This window comes from Chryseobacterium sp. CBo1, from assembly GCF_001693475.1.
Lineage (GTDB): Bacteria > Bacteroidota > Bacteroidia > Flavobacteriales > Weeksellaceae > Chryseobacterium > Chryseobacterium formosense.
The window spans coordinates 18172-42895 of sequence record NZ_MAUH01000016.1 but is presented as its reverse complement, the minus strand read 5'-3'; the positions used below and the strand labels follow the sequence as shown (position 1 = coordinate 42895).

At 34.7% G+C, this 24724-nt stretch carries 27 protein-coding genes; 20 read left to right on the top strand and 7 right to left on the bottom strand.

The window, feature by feature from the left end; translation table 11 throughout:
* Positions 1–31 precede the first annotated feature (31 nt).
* Positions 32–280, bottom strand: coding sequence for a hypothetical protein (locus BA768_RS11105; protein ID WP_034672453.1), 249 nt, complete (start codon positions 278–280; stop codon positions 32–34).
* A 66-nt stretch (positions 281–346) separates the two neighbouring features.
* Here BA768_RS11105 and BA768_RS11100 point away from each other — a divergent pair, with 66 nt between their 5' ends.
* The 15 genes from BA768_RS11100 (at position 347) to BA768_RS11030 (ending at position 14253) form a co-directional block, all read left to right on the top strand.
* Positions 347–925: a HupE/UreJ family protein gene (locus BA768_RS11100; protein WP_065720799.1), complete on the top strand. Its 579-nt coding sequence runs from the start codon at positions 347–349 to the stop codon at positions 923–925.
* 61 nt (positions 926–986) lie between these two features.
* The gene (locus BA768_RS11095) at positions 987–3365 is read left to right on the top strand and encodes a M1 family metallopeptidase (protein ID WP_123947102.1); all 2379 of its coding nucleotides are present in this window, start codon (positions 987–989) and stop codon (positions 3363–3365) included.
* 20 nt (positions 3366–3385) lie between these two features.
* Entirely contained in the window at positions 3386–4216 is an 831-nt protein-coding gene (locus BA768_RS11090) for a hypothetical protein (protein ID WP_065720798.1), read from the top strand.
* A 145-nt stretch (positions 4217–4361) separates the two neighbouring features.
* Positions 4362–4640, top strand: coding sequence for a co-chaperone GroES (gene groES / locus BA768_RS11085; protein WP_029295711.1), 279 nt, complete (start codon positions 4362–4364; stop codon positions 4638–4640).
* Positions 4641–4911: 271 nt separating this feature from the next.
* Positions 4912–6537, top strand: a complete 1626-nt coding sequence (groL, locus tag BA768_RS11080) for a chaperonin GroEL (protein ID WP_065720797.1) — start codon at positions 4912–4914, stop codon at positions 6535–6537.
* Between the two features lie 96 nt (positions 6538–6633).
* Entirely contained in the window at positions 6634–7674 is a 1041-nt protein-coding gene (locus BA768_RS11075) for a RelA/SpoT domain-containing protein (RefSeq protein WP_065720796.1), read from the top strand.
* A 103-nt stretch (positions 7675–7777) separates the two neighbouring features.
* A complete protein-coding gene (locus BA768_RS11070) occupies positions 7778–8611 on the top strand; it encodes an AbiJ-NTD4 domain-containing protein (protein ID WP_065720795.1) in 834 nt (277 codons plus the stop codon).
* A gap of 298 nt (positions 8612–8909) precedes the next feature.
* Positions 8910–9764 carry a Kelch repeat-containing protein gene (locus BA768_RS11065; RefSeq protein ID WP_065720794.1) on the top strand — a complete coding sequence of 285 codons (855 nt, stop codon included), beginning with the start codon at positions 8910–8912 and terminating at the stop codon, positions 9762–9764.
* A 112-nt stretch (positions 9765–9876) separates the two neighbouring features.
* Entirely contained in the window at positions 9877–10392 is a 516-nt protein-coding gene (locus BA768_RS11060) for a DinB family protein (RefSeq protein ID WP_065720793.1), read from the top strand.
* Positions 10393–10499: 107 nt separating this feature from the next.
* Positions 10500–10925: an NAD(+)--rifampin ADP-ribosyltransferase gene (arr, locus tag BA768_RS11055; RefSeq protein ID WP_065720792.1), complete on the top strand. Its 426-nt coding sequence runs from the start codon at positions 10500–10502 to the stop codon at positions 10923–10925.
* Between the two features lie 73 nt (positions 10926–10998).
* Positions 10999–11544 carry a dihydrofolate reductase family protein gene (locus BA768_RS11050; protein WP_065720791.1) on the top strand — a complete coding sequence of 182 codons (546 nt, stop codon included), beginning with the start codon at positions 10999–11001 and terminating at the stop codon, positions 11542–11544.
* A 4-nt stretch (positions 11545–11548) separates the two neighbouring features.
* Positions 11549–11908 carry a DUF2200 domain-containing protein gene (locus BA768_RS11045; protein WP_065720790.1) on the top strand — a complete coding sequence of 120 codons (360 nt, stop codon included), beginning with the start codon at positions 11549–11551 and terminating at the stop codon, positions 11906–11908.
* A gap of 42 nt (positions 11909–11950) precedes the next feature.
* On the top strand, positions 11951–12391 hold the full coding sequence (locus tag BA768_RS11040; protein ID WP_065720789.1) for a DUF1801 domain-containing protein: 441 nt from the start codon (positions 11951–11953) through the stop codon (positions 12389–12391).
* A 53-nt stretch (positions 12392–12444) separates the two neighbouring features.
* Complete coding sequence (locus BA768_RS11035) at positions 12445–13188, top strand: phytanoyl-CoA dioxygenase family protein (protein WP_065720788.1); 744 nt, start codon at positions 12445–12447, stop codon at positions 13186–13188.
* 297 nt (positions 13189–13485) lie between these two features.
* Positions 13486–14253 carry a DUF3575 domain-containing protein gene (locus tag BA768_RS11030; protein WP_065720787.1) on the top strand — a complete coding sequence of 256 codons (768 nt, stop codon included), beginning with the start codon at positions 13486–13488 and terminating at the stop codon, positions 14251–14253.
* 49 nt (positions 14254–14302) lie between these two features.
* Here BA768_RS11030 and BA768_RS11025 read toward each other — a convergent pair whose 3' ends face one another.
* Positions 14303–14518: a hypothetical protein gene (locus BA768_RS11025; protein WP_065720786.1), complete on the bottom strand. Its 216-nt coding sequence runs from the start codon at positions 14516–14518 to the stop codon at positions 14303–14305.
* Between the two features lie 374 nt (positions 14519–14892).
* Here BA768_RS11025 and BA768_RS11020 point away from each other — a divergent pair, with 374 nt between their 5' ends.
* On the top strand, positions 14893–15243 hold the full coding sequence (locus tag BA768_RS11020) for a hypothetical protein (protein ID WP_065720785.1): 351 nt from the start codon (positions 14893–14895) through the stop codon (positions 15241–15243).
* Position 15244: 1 nt separating this feature from the next.
* On the opposite strand, the gene BA768_RS11015 is transcribed toward BA768_RS11020, so the two are convergent.
* The 5 genes from BA768_RS11015 to truA all read right to left on the bottom strand — a co-directional run bounded on the left by BA768_RS11015 (position 15245) and on the right by truA (position 19730).
* Positions 15245–16996: an ABC transporter ATP-binding protein gene (locus tag BA768_RS11015; protein ID WP_065720784.1), complete on the bottom strand. Its 1752-nt coding sequence runs from the start codon at positions 16994–16996 to the stop codon at positions 15245–15247.
* A 123-nt stretch (positions 16997–17119) separates the two neighbouring features.
* Entirely contained in the window at positions 17120–17887 is a 768-nt protein-coding gene (locus BA768_RS11010; protein ID WP_083206645.1) for an alpha/beta hydrolase, read from the bottom strand.
* An 85-nt stretch (positions 17888–17972) separates the two neighbouring features.
* Positions 17973–18560, bottom strand: coding sequence for a Crp/Fnr family transcriptional regulator (locus BA768_RS11005; protein ID WP_065720782.1), 588 nt, complete (start codon positions 18558–18560; stop codon positions 17973–17975).
* A gap of 60 nt (positions 18561–18620) precedes the next feature.
* Positions 18621–18962 (bottom strand): hypothetical protein, encoded by a 342-nt coding sequence (locus tag BA768_RS11000; RefSeq protein ID WP_065720781.1) that lies wholly within the window; start codon positions 18960–18962, stop codon positions 18621–18623.
* Positions 18963–18995: 33 nt separating this feature from the next.
* The gene (truA, locus tag BA768_RS10995) at positions 18996–19730 is read right to left on the bottom strand and encodes a tRNA pseudouridine(38-40) synthase TruA (RefSeq protein WP_083206644.1); all 735 of its coding nucleotides are present in this window, start codon (positions 19728–19730) and stop codon (positions 18996–18998) included.
* A 191-nt stretch (positions 19731–19921) separates the two neighbouring features.
* On the opposite strand from truA, the gene lpxK reads away from it, so the two are divergent.
* The 4 genes from lpxK (at position 19922) to BA768_RS10975 (ending at position 24546) form a co-directional block, all read left to right on the top strand.
* On the top strand, positions 19922–20950 hold the full coding sequence (lpxK, locus tag BA768_RS10990) for a tetraacyldisaccharide 4'-kinase (protein ID WP_065720779.1): 1029 nt from the start codon (positions 19922–19924) through the stop codon (positions 20948–20950).
* A 217-nt stretch (positions 20951–21167) separates the two neighbouring features.
* Positions 21168–21683 carry a TlpA family protein disulfide reductase gene (locus BA768_RS10985; protein WP_065720778.1) on the top strand — a complete coding sequence of 172 codons (516 nt, stop codon included), beginning with the start codon at positions 21168–21170 and terminating at the stop codon, positions 21681–21683.
* 255 nt (positions 21684–21938) lie between these two features.
* A complete protein-coding gene (gene dinB / locus BA768_RS10980; protein WP_065720777.1) occupies positions 21939–23030 on the top strand; it encodes a DNA polymerase IV in 1092 nt (363 codons plus the stop codon).
* A gap of 55 nt (positions 23031–23085) precedes the next feature.
* On the top strand, positions 23086–24546 hold the full coding sequence (locus tag BA768_RS10975) for an alpha-amylase (protein WP_262484168.1): 1461 nt from the start codon (positions 23086–23088) through the stop codon (positions 24544–24546).
* Positions 24547–24724: the final 178 nt, after the last annotated feature.

Here is a 24724-nt window from a genome sequence, read left to right as displayed (position 1 = left end):
AACTCTATTTGATTTCTTAAAGTAAGTTGAGCTATTTTTGAGAATTCAATCTGCATATTTCTTCGTCAACATATTTAAGAAATTGTTCTTCAGAAACCATATCTTTCTCTTCAAGACGATCTGCATAATCTGCAAGTTTATCAATAAACCATTTTGGCGTTCCATCTTCATAAAATTCTTCCTCTTGCACAGAAACAGATTTCACTCCTTTTAGTTTTTCTAAAAGTTGCTTGATAAAAGCAAAATCCTCAGAATTTTCAAGTTCTATATTCACAATCATGACATCGAAATTTATACAAAGTTAAAATAAATTTTGTATCATCGCATTTCCTTAAAATTATTAGAAATGCAGGATTTTTTATTCTATCTGAATCTCGGTTGGGAACATATTATCTCATTGGACGCTTTGGATCATCAACTTTTTGTGCTGGCTTTAATTGCTATTTATTCTTACAGCGACTGGAAGAAAATTTTGGTTTTGGTAACAGCTTTTACGATTGGGCACTCGGTAACTTTAGCCTTAAGCATTTTAGATGTCGTAAGAGTTCCTTCTGCATGGGTAGAATTTCTGATTCCTTTGACGATTGTTTTAACTTCACTTGGTAATATTTTAATGAAAAGTAAGAAGCAGTCACAAAATAACATCAATTATTATTTAGCCTTATTTTTTGGCTTGATCCATGGGATGGGTTTTGCCAATACTGCAAGAGTGATGATCGCCAAAAGTCAGAGCATCTCATTGCCGCTTTTAGGGTTTAATATTGGCTTGGAAGTCGGGCAAATTGTGATCGTTCTTGGTATTTTAGTTTTACTTTTTGTCCTTTTAAATATATTTAAAGTCAACAAAAAAGACTGGGTTTTATTTGTGTCATCGGGAGTTTTTGCGCTTTCATTAAAAATGACCTTAGAACGACTTCCATTCTAAAAAAATCTGATATATTTTCAACGACTTATTATTATATTTGAATATTATTAAATCATCCGAAATGAAATTTACAATTTCTGCACTTTCAGTTCTTTTTTTCACAGGCGTTTTTGCCCAAAACATTCAGAATAATCCGGGAAGCAATCACGGAAACCGTTTTGAGCAGCTGGGAACAATTCTCCCGACTCCGAATGTTTACAGAACAGCTTCCGGAGCTCCTGGACAAGCGTATTGGCAGAACAGAGCAGATTATGACATCGTGGCATATCTTGATGAAGATAAAAGAAATTTGAAAGGTTCAGAAACGGTAACCTATCACAACAATTCTCCGGATGATTTGGACTATATCTGGCTTCAATTAGACGAAAACCAACAGTCGACGGTAAAAAAAGCAGATTATCAGTTCTCTTCTACCCTGCCAAAATCTTTAAATGACGAGCAAGTGAAAGTTTCAGAATTGCCTGTAAAAGATAATGGATATGGTGTAAATCTTGAAAAAGTAACCGATGCTTCAGGAAATCCTTTAAAATACACAGTCAATAAAACGATGATGCGTATTGATCTGCCTAAAGTTTTAAAAAAAGGTGAAAAATTCATTTTCAAAATCGATTGGAATTACAATATTCCCAACCGAATAAAAATGGGAGGTCGTGGCGGTTATGAAAATTTTGCTGAAGACGGAAACGACCTTTACACAATTACCCAATGGTTTCCGAGAATGTGTGTCTACAGTGATTTTCAAGGATGGCAGAATCATCAGTTTACAGGAAGAGGAGAATTTGCTTTAGTTTTCGGAAATTATAAAGTCTTGATAAATGTTCCTGCAGACCATGTGATCGGAGGAACAGGAGAATGTAAAAATTATGAACAGGTTTTAAGTTCGGAACAATTAGCGAGATATAAAAAAGCTCAGACTTCAAACGAACCTGTAGAAATTGTCACTTTGGATGAAGCTAAAAAAGCAGAAAAAAATCATTCAAAACAAAGAAAAACATGGGTTTTTGAGGCAAAAGATGTAAGAGATTTTGCCTGGACGGCTTCAAGGAAGTTTGTTTGGGACGCAATGGGTGTTACCATCCCTGAAAACAATAATAAAGTAATGGCAATGAGTTTCTATCCTAAAGAAGCTTATGGTTTGTACAGAAAATATTCTACGAAAGCAGTTGCGCATACAATAAAAACATATTCTGAATTTACGATTCCTTATCCTTATCCGGTGGCGCAGTCTGTGGAAGCTTCCAATGGGATGGAATATCCGATGATCTGCTTCAATTTCGGAAGAACGGAAAAAGACGGAACGTATTCCGAAGGGGTGAAAAACGGGATGATAGGAGTAATCATTCATGAGGTAGGGCACAACTTTTTCCCGATGATCATCAATTCAGACGAAAGACAATGGAGCTGGATGGATGAAGGATTAAACACATTTACCGAATATTTAACGGAAGAAAAATGGGATAACAAATTCCCTTCAAAACGTGGTCCGGCCTGGACGATCGTTGATTACATGAAACTCCCGAAAGATCAATTGGAACCCATCATGAGCAATTCTGAAAATATTATTCAGTTTGGTCCGAATGCTTATGCAAAACCGGCGACAGGTTTAAATATTCTTCGGGAAACGATTATGGGAAGAGAACTTTTCGATAAAGCTTTTAAAACCTATTCTAAAAGATGGGCATTCAAACATCCTGAACCCGCAGATTTTTTCAGGACAATGGAAGATGCAAGTGGTGAGGATCTCGACTGGTTCTGGAGAGGATGGTTCTACGGAACAGATCCGGTGGACATTGCTATCGACAAAGTAACGGTTGCCAATCCTGATTTTGAAGTTACAGCTTCTTCAACCGAAGAAAAATATAAAGTTGAAAAACCTTTGCAAAATGAGTTTGAAGACATTTCGAAAATCAGAAATAAAGAAGATAAAACAATTAATTTCGAAGTAGAAAAAGACAAAGATCTTCAGGATTTTTATTACCGTTATGACCGAGGTCAGGAGAAAGTTGACACCAATAAAGAATATTCTTTAAAGTCTGAACCAAATGTTGCCTTAGACAAAAAAGAACAGGAGAAATTCAAAAAAATTAATGCTTATCAAATTGATTTTGTGAACAAAGGCGGATTAGTGATGCCTATTATCCTTGAGTTTACCTTTGAAGACGGTTCAAAATTACGAGATAGAACTTCAGCCCAAATCTGGAGACACAACGAAAAGAAAGTTTCGAAGACTTTTTATTTCGATAAAAAATTAAAATCAATTCAGCTTGACCCGATGAGAGAAACGGCGGACATTGATACATCAAACAATTTCTGGAGTAACGACGGAGGCTCTTCCGAAACCTCAAAATTCCAGGTATTTAAAGAAAAACAGAAAGCCACAGTAAGAGGCGGCGCCAACGGAAAGGTAAATCCGATGCAGGCTGCAGGAAAGAAAAACTAAAACAATTCATCAGAATAAATATGAAAAAACTCATCGTACTGCTATTTATCCTTTCATTCTCTTTTGCTTTTTCCCAAGAAGATGTTTACTTTGGTAAAAAGCCCTCTGTAGCAGCAGAAATTATCATGGAGAACGGAGATGTAAAAACCGGTTATTTACAAAATTTTCAGAATCCACGATTCGTTCATGCAGACATGCTATTGTTGGGAAATATTGAGAAAAAGCTGAGATTTGAGATTGATGAGTTTAAGTTTAAAGAAGAGCAATCTTCAGCTATTGAAAAAATTGGTATAAACGATATTAAGAGAATTATCATTCTCGACAAAAAAGACGGTTCTGAGAAACTTGTTTATGACAAAATGAAGCTTAAAACAATTAATGTAAAAGGTGAAATTATTGATGTTAACAAAACAGTTATTTTACCTTTAGAACAGGAAGGAAAAGCAAATCTCTACGGAATAAACATTGTTTTCACCCAGAATAACAGATATACAAACAACATTTATCTGCCGTATATGAAAAAACCAGATGAAGAATATGGATATATCGTCATTGATCTTAACAGAGTAAATTTCTTCAACTTAGGAAAAATTGATGATAAGTTGAAGAAAGCAATTTATGAAGTAACGAAAGATTGTATTCCTTTTGCAGACAATTTAGATAAACGCATAAAAGAATTTGAAGATGATGTAAAAACCGCAAGAAAAGAAGGCTTTGAAAAAAAGAAAGAATTAAGAAAATTAGCTAAAAACAGAGGAGAAGGTTTTGATGCAATGAAAATTGACTATGAATATGCCAGTAAACCTTACATGAATCTTCTTGACGAATACGAGCAAAAATGCAGAAAATAAAATACAGGCTTCCTAAATTCAGGAAGCTTTTTTTCTGCCAAAATTTCACACTTCCCCTCAAAAGTCTGCCAAAATTTTTAAATAAGCCTCTTGGCATACAATTAGCGAAAGACAACACAGAAATAATTAAAAAATTAAATATATTATGTCAGTAAACTTTAAACCATTAGCAGACAGAGTTTTGATCGAGCCGATCGCTGCAGAAACTAAAACAGCTTCAGGTATTATTATTCCGGACACCGCAAAAGAAAAACCACAGGAAGGTACAGTAGTAGCAGTTGGACCAGGGAAAAAAGATGAGCCAACAACTGTAAAAGTAGGTGACAAAGTTCTTTACGGGAAATATTCAGGTTCTGAATTGAAATTGGAAGGAAAGGATTATTTAATTGTAAAAGAAGGAGATCTTTTAGGAATCATCGGGTAAGATTTTTTCTTGATTTAAATTTTAAACATTAAGAAATTTAGTTAGTTAAATCTCATCTTAAAGACTGATTAAGAATACCTTCGACATTTAAGCGTCCTGCTTAATTTTGCCAAAGGCAAATTCTTAAAATATCTTTTAATAAATTTTTTTTCTTAAATTCTTAATGTTAATATATAAATCTAACAAGCTAAAATTAAAATCAAATTATAAAATTAAACACGCGAATCGCTAAGGCCAAAAGCCAAAAGCTATTCGCCAAAAGCTTAAAACAATGGCAAAAGAAATAAAATTCGATATTGAATCAAGAGACGCTTTAAAAAGAGGGGTTGATGCATTAGCTAATGCAGTAAAAGTAACATTGGGACCAAAAGGTAGAAACGTAGTAATCGAAAAATCTTTCGGTGCACCTCACGTAACGAAAGACGGTGTTTCTGTTGCAAAAGAAATCGAACTTGAAGACAGAGTAGAAAACATGGGAGCGCAGATGGTAAAAGAAGTGGCTTCCAAAACCAATGATATTGCAGGAGACGGTACAACTACCGCTACTGTTTTGGCACAAGCTATCGTAAGAGAAGGTCTTAAGAACGTAGCGGCTGGTGCAAACCCAATGGATTTGAAAAGAGGGATCGACAAAGCAGTAACTGCTGTTGTTGAAAATCTTAAATCTCAATCTAAAACGGTTGGAGATTCTACAGAAATGGTGAAGCAGGTTGCTTCAGTTTCTGCTAACAACGACGAAACTATCGGATCTTTGATCGCTGAAGCTTTCGGAAAAGTTGGGAAAGAAGGTGTAATCACTGTGGAAGAAGCTAAAGGTATTGATACAACGGTAGATGTTGTAGAAGGTATGCAATTCGACAGAGGTTACCAATCTCCATATTTCGTGACTAACCCTGAGAAAATGGTTGCTGAGGTAGAAAATCCTTACATCCTTTTAGTAGAGAAGAAAATTTCTTCAATGAAAGAATTGCTTCCGGTTCTTGAACCAATCGCTCAGGGAGGTAAATCTTTATTAATTATCTCTGAAGAAGTTGAAGGTGAAGCTTTGGCAACTTTAGTGGTAAACAAATTGAGAGGTTCTCTTAAAATTGCTGCAGTAAAAGCTCCTGGATTCGGAGACAGAAGAAAAGCAATGTTGGAAGATATCGCGATCTTGACAGGTGGTACAGTTATTTCTGAAGAGCAAGGTTTCACAATGGAAAACATTACATTGGATATGTTGGGAACTGCTGAAAAAGTATCTATCGACAAAGACAATACAACTATCGTAAACGGTGGTGGTGAAGAAAGTAAAATCAAAGGAAGAGTTGCACAGATCAAAGCTCAGATGGAAACATCTACTTCTGATTACGATAAAGAAAAATTGCAGGAGAGATTGGCTAAATTAGCAGGTGGTGTTGCCGTTCTTTATGTAGGTGCAGCTTCTGAAGTTGAAATGAAGGAGAAAAAAGACAGAGTAGATGATGCACTTCACGCTACAAGAGCAGCAGTTGAAGAAGGTATTGTTGCAGGTGGTGGTGTTGCTTTGGTAAGAGCTATCGCGTCTTTAGAAAATCTTTCTGGTGCAAATGCAGACGAATCTACAGGTATTAAAATCGTAAAAAGAGCGATCGAAGAGCCATTGAGACAAATAGTTGCTAATGCTGGTGGTGAAGGTTCTGTAATTGTTGCTAAAGTGGCAGAAGGAACTGCAGATTTCGGTTACAACGCTAAAACTGACGAGTATGTAAACATGCTTGAAGCAGGAATCATCGACCCAACGAAAGTAACAAGAGTTGCCCTTGAAAATGCAGCTTCAGTTTCTGGAATGCTTCTTACAACTGAGTGTGTAATCACTGAAGTGAAAAAAGACGAACCAGCTATGCCAATGGGTGGTGGAATGCCGGGAATGATGTAACGGTCAGTGACCGAGGCAAATAAATTTAAAACCGTTCAGATTTTTCTGGGCGGTTTTTTGATAATTTTTACTTATTTTAGATTTAATAAAAATTCAATGGCATTAAAAGATAATATTTTAAAATTTAGTAAGAGACAAATCGATGATGCAGGTAATGTGCTGATTGATAGTAATTCGTCAATACAAGAGAAAGAACACGCATTAGAAATATTAGGTAATTTTAGATCTTGTCATGCTTATCCTATCAATACCTTCCAATCAACACTCAGGCAGAAATTAAATAGGACAGGAGTAGATTATCTCGTTTCTCAGAGGCTGAAAAGAACTCCTTCAATGCTATTGAAGCTTGAAAGATTCCCAAATATGCGCCTATCTCAGATGCAAGATATTGGTGGACTAAGAGCCATACTGCCAAGTATGACAGAAGTTAATCAAATAGTTGATTTATATAAAAATATGCAATTTCAACATTATGTTAAAAATGAAAAAGATTATATCTTGAACCCTAAAGACTCAGGATATAGATGCTATCATATTGTTTATAAATATAAAAATCTACTAAATAAAAATTATGATGGCTTAATGATTGAATTACAAATTAGAACCCGTTTACAACATGCTTGGGCTACTGCTGTTGAAACAATGGGTACTTTCATTGATCATTCTTTAAAATCAAGTCAGGGTCCCCAGGATTATCTTGATTTTTTTGCGTTAGTAGGTAATGCATTTGCCTACATAGAGAATACATCTACACTGTCGAGATTTGATAATTTCTCGAAAAATGAAATTTTCAATAAAGTAAAAGTTGAGGCTAATAGATTACAAATAGTTACACAACTTGAAGGTTTCAGTCAGGTTATTTCAAATATTGAGACAGATAAAAAACAAGGAAGTTTACATTTGGTTGTATTAGATATTTCTAATAAAGAAGTTAGAATACGAACTTTTCCTAAAATTTCTATTGAACAAGCATCTGCAGAATATCTTAAGGAAGAAGCATTAATTGCTGATGGAAATAAGAGACAAGTTGTATTGGTATCTTCTAACTCATTAGATTCTTTAAGAAAAGCTTATCCAAGTTACTTCTTAGATACTCAAGAGTTTATTGAGACCTTAAAAGAAATTTTGGAATCTTAGTATAGATTTCAACCTACCCCTCGATGTCGCGGATTTATAATTCGTGACTTTAATTTTTTTAAGATATATCTAATAATGTACCTTTGAAATTTAATTACACAATATGAAATTTTCGGAAAGAATAGGAAAAAATAAAGTCAAAGATTTAATTCAAATCGACAATATTGATGAAGAATTAAAAAACGCGCTTTGGAATGCAATTACTTTTTTTTATTGGGATATTATTAAAGAAAACTATGTAAGTTCTAATCGTGCGCCTATATCAACCTTCTTAACAAGAATTTGGATATTTTTTTTCAAAAAGAGATATGATGAAATGCCTACATTCGTTCCAGAATTTCGTCGATTTGTCAAAGATTTCTTTTTTAAAGCTAAATGGTTTGAAATATATGACCTGCTAGAATTTCTCTCAAGTAGTTATGATGATGATGAACATAATACTGAGTTTATAAATTATTGTAATCGTATATTAAAGACGGAATTGTCTGGCTATCGTTTCATAGACAATATTATAACACCAATAACTAATGACGAAGAAATTTCATCTATTAATGAAGCTCTTGAAAACACGAATAGTTTTAAAACGGTAAATCTACATGTCAGTAGAGCCATAGAACTTTTTTCAGATAGAAAAGCACCAGATTATAGAAATTCTATAAAAGAATCTATAAGTGCAGTGGAAGCCTACTGCGCAATTATCACAAGTGATCGTAAGGCAACTTTAGGACAGGCTTTAAAACAGCTTGAAGATAAAACGAAGATCCATCCTGCATTAAAAAAAGCTTTTTCAAACCTTTATGGTTATACTAGCGAAGCAAATGGAATTAGGCATGCTCTACTTGAAGAAGAATTTTTAGAACAAGAAGATGCAAAGTTTATGTTAGTATCCTGCAGTGCTTTTATTAATTATCTGATAGATAAATTTAATAAGGCTTAAAGAAAATAAAATTAGTTTAAATAATGCTAGATTTCTTTCTCCTACGCTGGTGCAAGCGTCTCGCTAGTACCTCAAACATAAAAACCGCTCTCATCCGAGCTGTTTTCCATTTCAAAACAAACTCGATATCTCATATTTCCAATCCGTGACTTTTCCCTATATTTAAAACATACTTTTCTAGACAGAAAATCAATTAAACCAAACCTCACCACCATTGAAAACAAAGTCATTCCTCCTTTCACTTTTCGGCTTATTCTTCGCGAATGCACAAACCTTAAATTTTAAACATCTTTCGGATATGTCTACGCGCAGAGGAGCGATAACCAGTGCCATTGCGGGAGACAATATCTATGTGAGCAATGGATATAAAGATTCGGATGGCAATGCTACAATTATTGAGAAATACAGCATTAAAGATAACCGTTGGAGTGTCATTAACTCCAGTCTGGTTCCTAAAAGATTTGCCAATTCGGAGACTTACAATAATAAAATTTATATTTTTAACGGTTGGGGAAACAGCAATCTTGAAATTATAGACCTTGAAACTTATAAAAAAACAAAGGGAGCTGTTAATCATGCCTACACAGGAAATGCAGGTTCTGCCATTCATAACGGAAAAATATATACGTTCGGCGGAAGTGGGCTAAATAATGCTGCCACCACAGTATTTTCTGACAGATTCCAATATTACGATATTTCTTCAGATACATGGAATCCGTTACCGAATATGCCAACTGCCAGAGAAACAAGAGGCAAAATTGTGAATGATAAGCTGTATGTCATCGGTGGTTTTAATGGTACCTCATCCCGCATGGTCAATGTATTCGATCTCAATAAAAATGAGTGGACTGAGCAATATACGATGCCTGCTGCGATATCCGGTCATTCATTAGCCGTATCTGGTAATAAGATTTTTATTGCAGGCGGTTATAATAATCAAAATTTCCTGGCCTATTTTGATACAGAAACCAATAAGTTACATAAATTATCATCCAACATGATTCCCAGAAGACATGCTGCTGCGGAAATTTATAACAATAAATTATACATCATGGGCGGAAGTACAGCATCCTCAACCAAATCAGCTATTAAAAGCATTCAGGTTGCGGATATCAGCGAAGAGGCACTTTCCTCTCGTGGCCAATCAAATTAAACCATATATTCATCAAAATAATAGGATACCGCTCTTTAATTAATAGAGTTTTTTTCTTTAATCCAAATCAAAGACTTTTCATTAATTTTATAATACCAAACTATAAAATATCATGAATCTAAAAACATTAATGACACACACCGCCCAGTACAACAACTGGGTAGTCAACAAGTACATCGACTGGCTTTCGACAAAGTCCGACGAACAGCTTAATCAGGAAGTTATTTCAAGTTTTCCGACCATCCTGAAAACATTGCATCATATTTGGCAAACGCAGGAATATTGGTGGAGCCACATCGGAGAAAATGATGATTTTGATTTTGAAAAAACCTCTGCAACTATCGACAAAGAAGGAATTTTCAACGGCATCAGAAACAATTCAAAAAAACTAATGGAATATGTCGAAAGTTTATCCGAAGAAGATCTTGCAAAAAATGTAAAAATCGAATCTCAATGGTTTCAGTGTGATTTTTCAAAGTATGAATACATTCAGCACATTGTTTTGCATGGAACGTATCACAGAGGACAAATTGTAACGATGGGACGAAATGTCGGAATCACCGATGCCCCAATGACCGATTATAACTTTTGGAATATTTATAAAGATTCTGAGGTGACAGTGAGTTAATTAAATATGATTTAAATATGCAAACCATTCATTCCTAGAGCGGTTTTCCAATTTAAAAACAAATTCCTAAGTTTACAGGTTGTTCCAACCCTAAAAAAACTTCCACAATGGAAAACAAAAAAGACGAACAGGTTCTTGATAATGGCCCATTTTATCACGGTACAAAAGCTGATCTTCAGATCGGAGATTTGCTGAGTGCAGGATTCGGATCGAATTATCATTCTGAAATCATCATGAATCATATCTACTTTACGGCGTTACAAAACGGAGCCGGTTTGGCTGCCGCACTGGCAAAAGGTGATGGTCGCGAAAGAATTTATATCGTAGAACCGACAGGTAAATTTGAAAATGATCCCAATGTAACCGACAAAAAATTTCCGGGAAACCCTACCCGATCTTATCGCAGCACTGAACCTCTCAAAATTGTCGGTGAAATAAAAGAATGGATCAGATTAACAGATGAAGAGCTTCAAAACTGGAAAGAAAGGATAGCAAAACTTCATGAAAATCCGGATGCCGAAATAATCAATTAATTTTAGTTGATAGTTGATGGTTTTTAGTTGCTTGCTAAGACAATATCTAATCACATTTCAGTTATAATTAAATATGAAAAAAATAATCCTGGATCTTGCCACCACTTTAGATGGGTTTATAGAAGGACCAAACGGAGAAATCGATTGGTGTATTATGGATGATGACATGAATTTTGATGGTTTTCTTTCAAACATTGATTCCATTTTCTATGGAAGGGTAAGTTACGATTCTTGGGGAAATTATCAACCCGATGAAAATGCAGGTTCCGAAGAAATCAATCTTTGGGAAACCATTCATTCAAAAAATAAATTCGTATTTTCAAGTCAGGAAAGAGAAGATCAGAATGCAACTTTTATTAATTCTGATATTGCAGAAAAAGTTACAGAAATAAAACAACAAGAAGGAAAAGACATTTGGCTTTACGGTGGCGCAAGTCTTATTAAAACTTTTATTGAGCTAAATTTAATTGATGTTTACAGAATCTCTCTTCATCCGGTTGCTTTAGGAAGCGGGAAACCTTTATTTGAAGATTTGAAAAGCAAGCTAAATTTAAAGCTATTAAAAACCAATATTTTCAAATCAGGAGTTGTACAATTGATCTACGAACCTCTAAAATAAAAGCATGCAAAGCAAAAATTTCGAAAGGGTTTACAAAATGTCATTTGCCGGAGTTTACCCACACTATATTGAAAAGGCAGAAAAGAAAGCGCGCACGAAGGAAGAAGTGCACGAAATTATTTTCTGGCTGACTGGCTACAATGAAAAAAGCTTTCAGAAAATTCTGGAAAGCAAAACCAGTTTTAAAGATTTTTTTGAACAGGCTCCGAAGATCAATCCCAATGTTTCATTGATCAAAGGGGTAATCTGTGGTTATCGTGTAGAAGAAATCGAAGACGAACTTATGAGAAACATCCGTTATCTTGATAAACTGATCGACGAATTGGCAAAAGGCAAAGCAATGGAAAAGATTTTAAGGAAATAAAATCATGATGCTATTTCAAAAGAATTTTTAAATTTTAATACGATGGCAAAACCCAACAAAACCACCGAAACACAAGTAAATGTAAGTGATTTTATCAATTCTTATGTAGAGCAGGATCAAAAAAAAGCCGACAGTTTCGAGTTGATTAAACTCATGAGCAAATGGTCTGGCTTTGAGCCTAAAATGTGGGGGCCAACCATTATCGGATTTGGCATCTATCATTACAAATATGCAAGCGGACACGAAGGTGATATGCCACTCATCGGTTTTTCACCCCGCAAAGCAGAGTTTTCATTGTACGTTCATTCTCCCACTGAAGACAACCAACATTTATTGGATGATTTAGGTAAATTTAAAATGGGAAAAGCTTGTATTTACGTGAAAAAGTTATCTGACATTAATGTTGATGCATTAGAGAAAATCTGCAAAACCACCATTGCGTATCTCAACGAACATCATGAATGCGCTTGCAGAGAAAAATAATGTATCTGCCTAAATAATTTTCTTCATTTTGACGACAATTGACAACCAACATCATGGAAAACATACTAATTCAAGATTATAAAGACTCGGGTTATATCTATTTAGAAAATTATTTTTCTGAAGAAGATTTAAAAGATCTGGAATTAATCTTACATAAATTCCACGATAACTGGTTGAAAGAAAATGAAAAATATTATCAATCAGGGTTAATCAACAGCCATAGTCTTACTTCAAGCAAATTCATTGCGCAAGATGAACGGCTGGAGATTTTTAAATTCATTGTTCAGGATAAAATTTCAGAGATTGTTCGTTCACTATTTCCCGAAAAAGCTATATTTCTGAATACACAGCTGTTCTTTGATCCATTTAATAAAAATCAGAATAATTATTGGCATCGTGATATTCAGTACACCGGAATGAGTATCGACGAACAAAAAGAAAAAATCAAAACACAAAACGTTATTCATTTCAGAATTCCTTTGCAACCTGAAATAGGAATTGAGCTTATTCCAACCACACACAAGAACTGGGATTTGCAGGAAGAAGAGGAAACCAGACTTTCATTAAACGGAAGAAAACCAAATGACAATCTTCAGCGAGGAAAAACAGTCAGCCTAAATCGTGGCGACCTGTTAATTTTTTCCGCCAACATAATTCACAGAGGTTTGTACGGAAATAACCGTTTTGCTTTCGACGTAATTTTCTGTGACGACACCCCTGAATTTCGGACTTTTATTGATTTTAAAAATCATCCGACTCAAGATGAATTGCAATTTTTAAATTCTGAATTTTTTTGATGTAATATCTGTAGTTTAAGATAAATCCTTATATCAATAAATTTCATCTCAAAATTTATTATCCAGTTAACTCACTAAAAATATTAGTTTGGGTACAGAAAAATCCATCTGAATATTTCAGGTGGATTTTTTTAAGAAATATTACCAAAGAATTCGCAAACAGAAATGATTATTATTAAAAAATTTACATCAAAAATAAAATTTTAGAACGGTTTTTGATTGAACGGTTCTGTAAACCATGTTTTCATTGAAAATATTGCCAATTACTACCACACCATTTAATCAAAATTTGAAGCTATGAAAAAAATATTGCTACTTGTCCCTTGTTTTCTGCTGTCGGAAGTCACTGCTCAGGAAATCACTACCACATCACAGGCAAACTCTACTCCTGAAGATAAAATGAATATCATCAAAACGAACATTACGGGCTACGCTTTCAGAAATATTAATTTGTCATATGAAAGATCGATCAACCGTTGGTTTGCGATCAATGTAGGTTTTGGAACCGTTGCAGAAGGAAAAGTTCCTTTTATGAATGCTTTTTTGAGTGAAGAAGATGAAAAAGATTTTCAGAATCTGAGAATTAAAGCAACAAATTTCACCGTCGAACCGAGATTTTATATCGGGGAAGGTTATGGAAAAGGATTTTATTTTGCTCCTTACTACCGATATTCCAAAGTTTCGTCCAATACTTTTGATTTCACTTATGATTATACAGCCTTTAATACCACCTATCCTATTCCGCTAAAAGGAAACGGAGAAGCAAGCGGAAACAGCGGCGGATTGATGATTGGTGCACAGTTTTTCTTAAATAAACAGCACAATCTTGTCCTTGATTTCTGGATTGCAGGAGCCCATTATGGTTCAGGAAGAGGAGATTTCAGCTTATCAAGTGATGTAGTTTTAACTCCGGATATGCAGGCTCAGCTAAAAAAAGAAATTGAAAATCTCGATATTCCTTTCGTTGAATATACAGTAGAAACCAATTCTAACGGTGCAAGGGTAAAAGTAGACGGTCCTTGGGCAGGTTTCAGGAGCGGGTTTTCACTGGGTTATAGATTTTAAAAAAATATAAAATAAAAAACGCCTTCGGTTTTGAAGGCGTTTGATATTTTTAGCTGGTGTAACATTCTTTAAATCTCGAAATAAGATGATCTAAAGTATGACGCTGCACATAGACCGTCTTTACATCTTCGTACCTAGGTGATTTGTAAAACACTTCATGGAAATCCATACTGCCGTTACCTACTTTTACAATTTTTTGAACATCGATGTTCAACTTTTTCAATTCATCTTTTAAGACCTGAAATTCGTCTTGGATATTATTCATCTTTATATTTTTGTTTTTAATTAAAAAATAACAAAATTCACATAACTAACCCCTGTTAAAAACAACAAAAAGCTAATTTTTTAATAAATTTAGCAATTCTATCTGAAATAACCATAGGGTTAGCCATATTTTTTATAGTTCTTCTAAATAACAAAAACTATACCTAAGTTCTTAATTGTGAATTTAAAGTGAATTTAATATTAACTCAATGTTAACAAACATAGTATTAATGATGCTTTGCATAATTGTTTCTTAATGAATCATTTAGATCATTTTTTGAAAAGAGTTCTTTATACAGAGAAAAAATTTGAGTAGGATTTATTAAAATTTTTAACCTAGACATCATTTAATCATCAAAAAGGAAAATAGAAGCCATGAATTTCATCAAAACAACTTTTGCTTTAGGATTAATTGTATCTTCAACTTTCATTTTTGCACAGAAATATGAACCTGTCGTTCTCGAAGCCAAAAAAGGAAATGAAAATAAAAGTGTTTCAGACAAAAAAGAAGACGTTAAATATTTTATACAGTTTGGGATCATGTCTAGAAATCATGATCAGTTTAAAAACAAATATGGTGTTGGTGTCGTTTACGAAAACTGCGTTATCACCACTTACATGTCTGAAAAAGCAAAAAAGAACAATCATGAAGTTGCCCGATATTTAACCGAAAAATATGGCGAAAGCTGGAAAAAAGATTTAGAAATAATTCCTTACGGATTATAGATTATTTTTCTTCTTCCACTTCGATTTCATGCCTTAGCTGAGCCTTGTATAAGGTGGCATAATATCCGTTTTTATCAAGAAGCTCAAGATGTTTGCCCTCTTCCACAATTTTACCGTGCTCCATCACAATAATTTTGTCAGCTTTTTCTATAGTTGAAAGCCTATGCGCGATGATAATTGAGGTTCTGTTTTTGGTAATCTTTTCGGTAGCTCTTTGGATTAATTTTTCACTTTCGTGATCAATTGAAGATGTAGCTTCATCCAGAATAAGAATTTTCGGATCAGATAAATACGCCCTGAGGAAAGACAGCAATTGTCTTTGTCCTAATGAAATGGATGAACCTCTTTCGCTCACCACATATTCATAACCTCCCGGAAGCTGCTCGATAAACTGATCTACTTCAATTTCTTTTGCCGCCGATTTTATTTTTTCTAAAGTGATCTCATCATCGCCGAATGCAAGATTTTCATAAATGCTTCCGTGGAAAAGAAATACATCCTGCAACACAACACCGATATGACTTCTGAGATTGTACAGTTCGTAATCTTTTAATTCAACATCATCAATAAAAATCTCTCCTGAATTGATGTCATATAATCTTGTAATCAAACTGATGATTGTAGATTTTCCTGCTCCGGTAGCTCCGACAATCGCAACAGTTTCTCCCGGATTTACTTTAAAATCTATTCCTTTTAAAACCTCCTGCTTTTCATCATAAGAAAAACGGACGTTTTTAAATTCTATCTTTCCGTGGAAATGATCTTTTTTTACCGTTCCTGTATTGGGCATTGCATAGTCTTCATCCATTATACCCAAAACTCTTTCTGCACCGACAATTCCACGCTGAATATTGTTGAAACGGTCTGCAATCTGTCGCAAAGGACGAATCAGCATCGAAATAAACTGAATAAACGCAATCACAACACCTGCACTGATGGTAATATAGCCTCCGTAAAAAAGGACAAATCCTATGAACAGGGAAGAAATTAGTTCAACAACAGGAAAAAACAAAGAGAAAATAAAAACGGTTCTAAGCAAAGCACTTTTTAAAGTGATATTGATCTCATCAAATTTTTTAAATTCCGCCTGTTGCCTGTTGAACACCTGAATGATTGGCATTCCTGCCAATCTTTCCTGAACGAATGAGTTCTGATTGGAAGTCCATGTTCTTTCATCACCAAAAGCTTTTTTTAATCTCTTTTGAAAAAATCGCGTAATGACAACCATTAAGGGTAAAATCGCAAGAGAAATATAACTCAGATGCACATCGACCTGAAACATCATAAAAAGTACAAAAATAATTCTCAGAACATCGCCAAAAACCATCAGAAAACCGTCTGTATAAACTGTCGCAATAGTTTCAACATCACCAACGGCTCTTGTCACCAACTGACCGATCGGAGTTTTATCAAAAAAAGCAGTCCTGAAATAAATCAGCTTATTATAAAGTTTCTCACGAATATCTCTGATCACATTCTGAGAAATATAATTGGAGAAATAAACCAGAAAGAAATTTAAAATCGTTTCCGCAAAAACAAGCCCTACCAAAACATAAATATGTCTTATCATCAAAGCTTCATCTTTCAGCTTTGTAATGTCGTTATCTACAATCTGCATCGTAAGATAAGGTCTGTAAGTAGAAACAACGGATAATATAACGGAAATAATCAGGGTAAAAATAAACCAGCTACGAAACTTCATCCCAATGAAGAACAGCCTTTTTACAATTGCCCACGTATCTTGTTTTTTCATTATAGAAATTGACGTAAAGAATTAATTTGAAAAAATTCTATGCAAAAATACAGCTTTCTAACTTTACAACCTTTACATGGATGTAAAATAGTCATAGAAAAAACAAGATTAGATTATTATTTTTTATTGTTTTTCAATCCAGCTCAAAACATACCCTGCAACTTCTTCCCAACCTTTTTCACCTGCGATAAAATGACTTCTTCCTTCAAATTCTTTAAAATCAACAACACTGTTATTATCTTTATAAGCATCAGCAATTTTTTTTGAAAATTTTGCCGGGAAAATATGATCATTAGAACCTGCAATGAACAACAATGGCTCATGAGGTTTGTTTAAATCTAATTTTGCTGAAGATTTGAAAAGCGGGTCTCTCGCCAGTTTTCTGCTTTCGGGAGCAGCAACGGTTTCATACAGTTTATCGCTCTCTTCTTTTGAATAATTGTTGAAAAATGCCTTATGATACCACTCTTTCGAACCTAAAAATGCAGTATTTCCTGTAAAGAAATTCACAACCGGCCAGACAATTTTTACTGTAGAAAAAGGGGCCATTACGTTTTTGGGAGGCGCACCATCGATGCTTACCCCTGCAACTGCTTTACCCATATCAATCAGTTTCTGAACCATCAATCCGCCGAACGAATGTCCGATGATAATGGGTTTCTCGGGAAGTGAATCGATGAACCCCGACAAATGAGCAACCACTTCATCAAAACCTACATCTTTCAAATGCGACGGAATGTTTTTCTTTAAATCTGAAGGATTTCCTTCATGCCCCGGATTTGCCGGAGTGTGTACGGTGTAACCTTTTGTTTCGAAATAAGTTTTCCATTCTTTCCAGCTTGTATTGTTCACAAATAATCCATGAATTAATACGATAGTTTTTGTTTTCATAACTTTTATTTTTAATTGGTTTTAAATTATGAGACAAAGTTCCGCGAATAAAATGAGGATAATTTTAACCTTGGTTAAAATCGTATTACTTACCCGAAATTCTTTTCCGGATCCTGCTTAATGATGGCCCCTGAATTCCCAAATAAGAAGAAATATGATACAACGGAACATTCTTAAAAATATCGGGATGCTGTTTGATCAGATCTAAATACCGTTCTTCAGTAGATTTTAAAATAAACCCTTCAATTCTCGACATGGTAATGTTGAATGCTTCCTGCGCCAGCAATCTTCCAAACTTTTCCCAACGGTGCGACCGATTATATAATGAAAGCAAATCGGTATATCGAATAAAAATAATCGAAGCATCCGTTAAAGCCTGAGTATGGTAATCACACGGAATCTGATTGATGAAACTTTTAAAAGAAACCACAAAACCATTGGCAGAATACAGAAAAACATTTTTTTCTTCCCCCGATTTCTCATCAATTGTGTAAGAACGGAAAACACCATCAACAATAAACCCGAAATAGGTACAAACCGTTCCTCGAAGATTATAGAAATCTCCTTTTTTATATATTTTAGGCAGCCAGTAATTTTCAGATAATCTGAAATCCTCTTCTGTGAGTCCTGCAAAATGATTGAGGGCAAATGCTAATTTCCCGATTTCATCCATGGTTTTTAGTTTTTTTTAAAATTAAAATGGTGACTTTGAAACATCAAGTCACCATTATTTTTATAATTCCTTATTTCCTATTTCTTCTATTTCAAGAGCCGGACTTTTTGTAATTCCTTTTTTTAATCTGTTTTCAAGAATTCTGTAGATTCCGTATACACCTCCTATTGCAAACAACCAGCTGATAATATTAATTCCTGAAAAGCCCGTGTAATTATTTTCGTTCAGGTAATTCGGATTCTTAAAAACCATGAAAACTTCGTACGAAGTCATAAAGAAAATCTGAAAACCTATATAAAGACCAATCGCCAAAAGACCGAAATGCCATTTTGTTTTGCCGAATCTTTCAGCCAAACCCGCATAATAACGATAAGCTCCCACAAGAATAATTATTGACATCATCGTTTTTAGTTTGGTATAAATTTAATCATTTATTTAAAATTCATAACCAACATCCACCAAAAAAAGTGCATGCGCCGGAGCAGAAGTTCCTGCCGAGTTCCGGTCTTTGTTTTCGATCACTTTTCTCACATCTTCTGGCTGAATTTTTCCTGAACCCACCTCAACCATCGTTCCGACAATTGCTCTTACCATATTTCTAAGAAACCGGTTTGCTGAAATGGTAAATTTCAATTCAGTTCCGTTCTGTTCCCATTCTGCCCTGTACATTTTGCAGAGATTGGTCTTATTGTCGGTGTGAAGCTTTGCAAAACTCGTAAAATCTTCATATTCAAATAAAATTTTACAGGCTTCATTCATTTTATTAATATCTAAAGGTTTTCTCCAATGTTGCCATGCTGAATCCTGAGTGAAAGGATTTTTTTCTAAAGAAATATAATACTCATATGTTCTGAAGGTCGCATCAAAACGGGCATGAAAATCATCTTTAACCTGAAAAATTCGTTTGATCCCAATATCTGCAGGCAAAAAACTGTTAAGCTGATGAACCAGTTTGTCATTCAGAATCTGCTCGGTATCAAAATGGGCAAACATTTTTTTGGCGTGAACTCCGGTATCGGTTCGTCCTGCTCCGGTTGTTTTAATTTTTTCCCTTAAAATTGTTGAAAGCGCTTTTTCCAGTTCTTCCTGTACAGAAATATCTTTCGGCTGAATCTGATAGCCGAAATAATTTTTACCGTTATAAGAAAACTCAATAAAATATCTCAATATAATACTATTTGAATGGTATGAAACAATCTTTTACAATGTGACCGGAATCATAAAGTAATTTCAGTTTAAATCGCATCTTAAACCTTTTGCAAAAATACTTTAATTTGATGATAAAAAAATATAGAATTTTGTTGAAAACTCATTCAAAATAGCTTCCTAAAGCCTGTGAAAATTCTTATTTTTGCAAACGTATGAAAAGATGGTATCTCTATCCTTTTTCTTTAGGTTATCACATTGTTACGGGCATCCGAAATACCATGTATGATCTGGGAATTTTTAAATCTACGAAATTCAAGACTCCGATTATCAATGTCGGCAACCTTTCTGTGGGCGGAAGCGGGAAGTCACCGATGGTGATGTATCTCGCAAAATCTTTATCTAAGTACTACAGAACAGGGGTACTTTCCAGAGGTTATGGAAGATTAACGAAAGGGTATGATGTGACCAACTACGACAGTAACTATAAAACTGTAGGTGATGAAGCGATGCAGCTTTTCGAGCGTTTTAAAAACCGTTTTGTGATCGCTGTTTCTGAAGAGCGCGTTCCAGGAGCCAAAAAAGTAATCGATGATATGGATCTTGATGTTTTGATTCTTGATGATGCAATGCAGCACAGAGCGATCAAAGCAGGATTTAATATTCTGATGACCGATTTTAATGATCCTTACTTTAAAGATCATCTTCTTCCTGCGGGAGATTTAAGAGAATCCAGAGCGGGAGCAAATCGTGCCGATGTTATCATGGTCAGCAAATGTCCTGATGAACTGACCGAAGAAACCAAGCAGTATTACATCTCAAGAATCCGTCCGACAAAATCTCAAAAGGTATTTTTCTCATCAATCGGATATGATGAAAATGTTTACGGAACGAGAGATAAAATGCTTCCCGACAACAATCTGAATTATTACGATATTCTTTTAATAACAGGAATTGCCAACCCAAAACCGTTGTTGACGCATTTGGCTAAATTTTCCCAGCGTGTAAAACATCTGAAGTTTAGAGATCATCATAATTTTTCTGATGCTGACATTAAAAATATTGTCGCAGAATATAAAAAACTAGGCGAATACAAATTAATTCTGACCACAGAAAAAGATTACGTTCGTCTGAAAACTTTCGATTATCTGCGTGACCTGGTTTATTACTGGCCAATCAACGTGGTGATTGATAGAAAGGAGGAATTCAATCAGGTGATTATGAATTATGTGAATAGAAAATAATTTCTGTTTGTCATTGACTTCGTCGAATCTTCGATTTCTGAATGGAACGAAGTGAAATGAAGATATCTCTAATTACTTTTTAGATTCTTCCTTCGTCAGAATGACAAAGCTGCTGAATTTTCTTTTATAGATTATTTCAATCCTTAAATTTCTGCCAATTCATATTATTTCATTCCTATATTCCATTTCAATGTTTAGATTTGTAAAAAATTTAGATATGAAACAGATCATGACGGTCATGATGTTGAGCATGTTCACTTTGGGTTGTGCACAGAAAACTCCTCAGGTTTCAAAAACCGGATTTTCAAAAGAAGCACTCAATCAAAAGCTGGAAGATGAAAACGGAAAAAGCATCAGCGTTAAGCAAATATTAGATCAACATAAAGGAAAAGTTTTGGTAATTGATTTTTGGGCAGGTTGGTGTAGAGATTGCCTGAAAGCTTTACCTAAAGCTGAAGAATTAGAGAAAAACAATCCGAATATTGATTTTGTATTCTTTTCTTTAGAAAGATCAAAAGAGAAATTCGACAGCAGTCTGGAAAGATTCAGCATGAAAGAAAAAGAAAATTACTGGTTTGCTGAAGGTTGGAAAAACGATTTCAACAATTACATCGACCTCAACTGGATTCCGAGATACATGGTGATTGATCAAAAATCGGGCATCGCAAAATATTACGCAATTTCTCCGGAAGACCCGGAAATTCAGGCAACGATTGATAAACTTTTAAAGTAAGGTTGAAACTAAGATTTATGGTGATTAAAACCTACAAAAATTCATTGAATTTCATAATTAAACCACAAAAGTCACAAAAGTTTTTTTTAAGCTTAAAATTTTGAAAGCAGAAAGTTCACAAAACATGAAAATCAAAGATTTTCAAAAACTTAAGTGTTCTTTCAATTATTTTCTTTAACAACTTTAAATTAGAACTAAAGTTTTTGTGACTTTTGTGGTTAGACTAAAGAAACGAAGAATCCATATCTTTGTGATATGGATTCTTCGTTTCCGCTCCGCAAAATAATTCATGTTGATATGGATGCATTTTATGCCTCCGTGGAGCAATATGACAATCCTGCTTTGCGTGGAAAAGCAATTGCCGTGGGTGGTGGTCATCGTGGAGTGGTTTCTGCAGCGAGTTATGAAGCGAGAAAATTCGGAGTGCGTTCTGCGATGCCGAGTAAGACAGCCAAAGAAAAATGTCCGCATCTGATTTTTGTTCCGCCAAGATTTGCACGATATAAAGAGATTTCAAAAAAAATCCGTGAGATCTTTCACGAATATACCGACTTGGTAGAACCACTTTCTTTGGATGAAGCTTATCTCGATGTTACCGAAAACAAAAAAGGAATTGAATCTGCCAATCAGATTGCAAAAGAAATCCGCCAGAAAATATTTGAACAGACCGGCTTAACTGCTTCTGCAGGAATTTCGATCAATAAATTTTTAGCAAAAGTCGCTTCAGATATTAATAAACCGAACGGACAAAAAACCATTCATCCCGAAAAAGCAGAACAATTTCTTGAAGAGTTGCCTATTGAGAAATTTTACGGGGTAGGAAAAGTGACCGCCAATAAAATGTTCAGTCTGGCAATTTATAAAGGAAAAGACCTTAAAAAAAGATCTCTTGAAGATTTAACGAGACTTTTCGGGAAATCAGGCACTTATTATTATAATGTAGTCCGTGGAATTCATCTTTCGGAAGTGAAGCCTCACCGCATCCAGAAAAGTGTTGCTGTAGAACGTACTTTTTTTGAAGATCTTTTTGATGAACAGCAGATCAATGAAAAACTTCAGAATTTGAGCGAAGAACTCCACAACCGACTGCAAAAGAACAATATTTTCGGAAGATCTTTAACGTTGAAAATTAAGTACAAAGATTTCTCATTATTTACCAGAAGTTTTACGAAAGAAGAGTATTTCAGTTCGCCGGAACAATATTTTACGACTGCAAAAAAACTTTGGGAACTCCGCCCTTTCGATAAAGCGGTACGATTATTGGGACTATCATTATCACACCTCAACACAGAAGAAAAAAAGCAGATTTCGGTACAGCTTAAAATTCCGTTTGAGGATTTTGAATAATCATAAAATCAAACTACTTGATATCACAAAATTTACTTTTATTATGAACCAAACCATGATACAATTTTTCCATTGGTATTCTGAAGGAAAAGGAAAGCTATGGAACCACGCTAAAGAACAGGCAGAATATTTATCCGGTTTAGGAATTACCTCAGTTTGGTTTCCGCCGGCTTACAAAGGTACAGATGGAGAGAATTCTATCGGCTATGACGCATATGATCTTTTCGACCTTGGAGAATTTGAACAAAAAAATTCTGTTTCTACAAAATACGGAACCAAAGAAAATTATATAAATGCCATTCGAGCCTTAAAAGAGAAAAATATTCAGGTTATTGTGGATGTTGTTTTAGGACACAAAGCCGGTGGCGACGAGCTTGAAAAATTCAAAGCAGTAAAAGTTGACGAAAACAACCGTGAAAAAGTGATTTCTGATGTTTTTGAAATTGAATCTTATACCAAATTTACGTTTCCCGGAAGAGGTAAAAAATATTCTGAATTTGAATGGAATTTTACTTGTTTCAGCGGTGTAGATTATGCCGAAGGAAGAGATTCGCACATCTATAAAATCAAATCGGAATACGGTGATGACTGGGAAGAAATGATCGATGACGAGAAAGGAAATTATGATTATCTTATGTTTAACGATATTGAGCATAGAAATCCGCACGTTCGGGAAGAACTCAATAATTGGGCAAAATGGTATTTTGATGAAACCGATTTCGACGGCGTGAGATTGGACGCTCTAAAACATATTTCTTTTGATTTTTATAAAGAATGGCTTACTTTACTTCGTTCCAATTCAGGGAAAAACATCTTTGCGGTTGGAGAATATTGGGCTCCAGGATATTTGAATTTACTGCAAAAATATATTGAAGCCACAGAAGGCTGCATGAGTCTTTTTGACAGTTCACTTCAGAATAATTTTCATACGGCATCCAAAGAAGGCGACTCTTATGATTTGCGAAATATTTTAGCTGAAACTTTGACGGAAGCTGATCCGCTACATTCGGTAAGCCTTGTTGATAATCACGATACACAACCGCTGCAGGACTTGGAAGCTCCTGTTGAAGCATGGTTTAAACCAATTGCATATGCACTGATTTTATTGAGAGAAAAAGGTTATCCGTGTATTTTTTATCCTGATTTGTACGGAGCGCATTATAAAGATAATGACCGTGAAGGAAACGAGCAGGAAATTTTCCTTGATAAAGTAGATGGTATTGAAGAACTTCTAAAAGCACGTAAAGAAAATGCTTACGGAATCCAAAGAGATTATTTCGAAGATGCCAATTGTTTGGGTTGGGTACGTGAAGGAGATGATGAACATGATGGCTGCGCAGTTGTTTTGAGCAATAAAGACGCTTACACAAAGCCTATGGAAATGGGTGAAAAATATATCGGAAAAATATTTTATGATGTATTGGGACGGTCTGAAGAAAAAGTGATAATCAGAGAAGACGGATGGGCAGATTTTCCTGTTCCTGCAGGAAATGTGAGTGTTTGGATTCCGGAATAATATCTTTTTTGACTCTCAGATTTTGATGATGACGCAGATTTTTAGATTCAATAGGAACGGGCTTTAGCCCGTTTTACTTTAAAGAGATCTCAAATGGCTTTAGCCGAAATCTATAATAAGTTTTGGCTAAATCCTAAATTGGATAATGATTGTGTAGTTGGGCTAAAGCCCAACTTTA

What these genes read in the sequence shown, in the direction of transcription:
- BA768_RS11015 (WP_065720784.1), bottom strand. Translation starts at nt 16,996, where the DNA reads ATGAAAAAACAAGATACGTGGGCAATTGTAAAAAGGCTGTTCTTCATT.
- BA768_RS11040 (WP_065720789.1), top strand. Translation starts at nt 11,951, where the DNA reads ATGGCAAAACCCAACAAAACCACCGAAACACAAGTAAATGTAAGTGAT.
- BA768_RS11075 (WP_065720796.1), top strand. Translation starts at nt 6,634, where the DNA reads ATGGCATTAAAAGATAATATTTTAAAATTTAGTAAGAGACAAATCGAT.
- BA768_RS11005 (WP_065720782.1), bottom strand. Translation starts at nt 18,560, where the DNA reads ATGGATGAAATCGGGAAATTAGCATTTGCCCTCAATCATTTTGCAGGA.
- BA768_RS11100 (WP_065720799.1), top strand. Translation starts at nt 347, where the DNA reads ATGCAGGATTTTTTATTCTATCTGAATCTCGGTTGGGAACATATTATC.
- BA768_RS11020 (WP_065720785.1), top strand. Translation starts at nt 14,893, where the DNA reads ATGAATTTCATCAAAACAACTTTTGCTTTAGGATTAATTGTATCTTCA.
- lpxK (WP_065720779.1), top strand. Translation starts at nt 19,922, where the DNA reads ATGAAAAGATGGTATCTCTATCCTTTTTCTTTAGGTTATCACATTGTT.
- BA768_RS10985 (WP_065720778.1), top strand. Translation starts at nt 21,168, where the DNA reads ATGAAACAGATCATGACGGTCATGATGTTGAGCATGTTCACTTTGGGT.
- BA768_RS11105 (WP_034672453.1), bottom strand. Translation starts at nt 280, where the DNA reads ATGATTGTGAATATAGAACTTGAAAATTCTGAGGATTTTGCTTTTATC.
- BA768_RS11065 (WP_065720794.1), top strand. Translation starts at nt 8,910, where the DNA reads ATGTCTACGCGCAGAGGAGCGATAACCAGTGCCATTGCGGGAGACAAT.
- BA768_RS11025 (WP_065720786.1), bottom strand. Translation starts at nt 14,518, where the DNA reads ATGAATAATATCCAAGACGAATTTCAGGTCTTAAAAGATGAATTGAAA.
- BA768_RS11070 (WP_065720795.1), top strand. Translation starts at nt 7,778, where the DNA reads ATGAAATTTTCGGAAAGAATAGGAAAAAATAAAGTCAAAGATTTAATT.
- BA768_RS11035 (WP_065720788.1), top strand. Translation starts at nt 12,445, where the DNA reads ATGGAAAACATACTAATTCAAGATTATAAAGACTCGGGTTATATCTAT.
- BA768_RS11045 (WP_065720790.1), top strand. Translation starts at nt 11,549, where the DNA reads ATGCAAAGCAAAAATTTCGAAAGGGTTTACAAAATGTCATTTGCCGGA.
- BA768_RS11000 (WP_065720781.1), bottom strand. Translation starts at nt 18,962, where the DNA reads ATGATGTCAATAATTATTCTTGTGGGAGCTTATCGTTATTATGCGGGT.
- dinB (WP_065720777.1), top strand. Translation starts at nt 21,939, where the DNA reads ATGGATTCTTCGTTTCCGCTCCGCAAAATAATTCATGTTGATATGGAT.
- BA768_RS11010 (WP_083206645.1), bottom strand. Translation starts at nt 17,887, where the DNA reads ATGAAAACAAAAACTATCGTATTAATTCATGGATTATTTGTGAACAAT.
- BA768_RS11030 (WP_065720787.1), top strand. Translation starts at nt 13,486, where the DNA reads ATGAAAAAAATATTGCTACTTGTCCCTTGTTTTCTGCTGTCGGAAGTC.
- BA768_RS10975 (WP_262484168.1), top strand. Translation starts at nt 23,086, where the DNA reads ATGATACAATTTTTCCATTGGTATTCTGAAGGAAAAGGAAAGCTATGG.
- groES (WP_029295711.1), top strand. Translation starts at nt 4,362, where the DNA reads ATGTCAGTAAACTTTAAACCATTAGCAGACAGAGTTTTGATCGAGCCG.
- BA768_RS11095 (WP_123947102.1), top strand. Translation starts at nt 987, where the DNA reads ATGAAATTTACAATTTCTGCACTTTCAGTTCTTTTTTTCACAGGCGTT.
- BA768_RS11060 (WP_065720793.1), top strand. Translation starts at nt 9,877, where the DNA reads ATGAATCTAAAAACATTAATGACACACACCGCCCAGTACAACAACTGG.
- BA768_RS11090 (WP_065720798.1), top strand. Translation starts at nt 3,386, where the DNA reads ATGAAAAAACTCATCGTACTGCTATTTATCCTTTCATTCTCTTTTGCT.
- groL (WP_065720797.1), top strand. Translation starts at nt 4,912, where the DNA reads ATGGCAAAAGAAATAAAATTCGATATTGAATCAAGAGACGCTTTAAAA.
- arr (WP_065720792.1), top strand. Translation starts at nt 10,500, where the DNA reads ATGGAAAACAAAAAAGACGAACAGGTTCTTGATAATGGCCCATTTTAT.
- BA768_RS11050 (WP_065720791.1), top strand. Translation starts at nt 10,999, where the DNA reads ATGAAAAAAATAATCCTGGATCTTGCCACCACTTTAGATGGGTTTATA.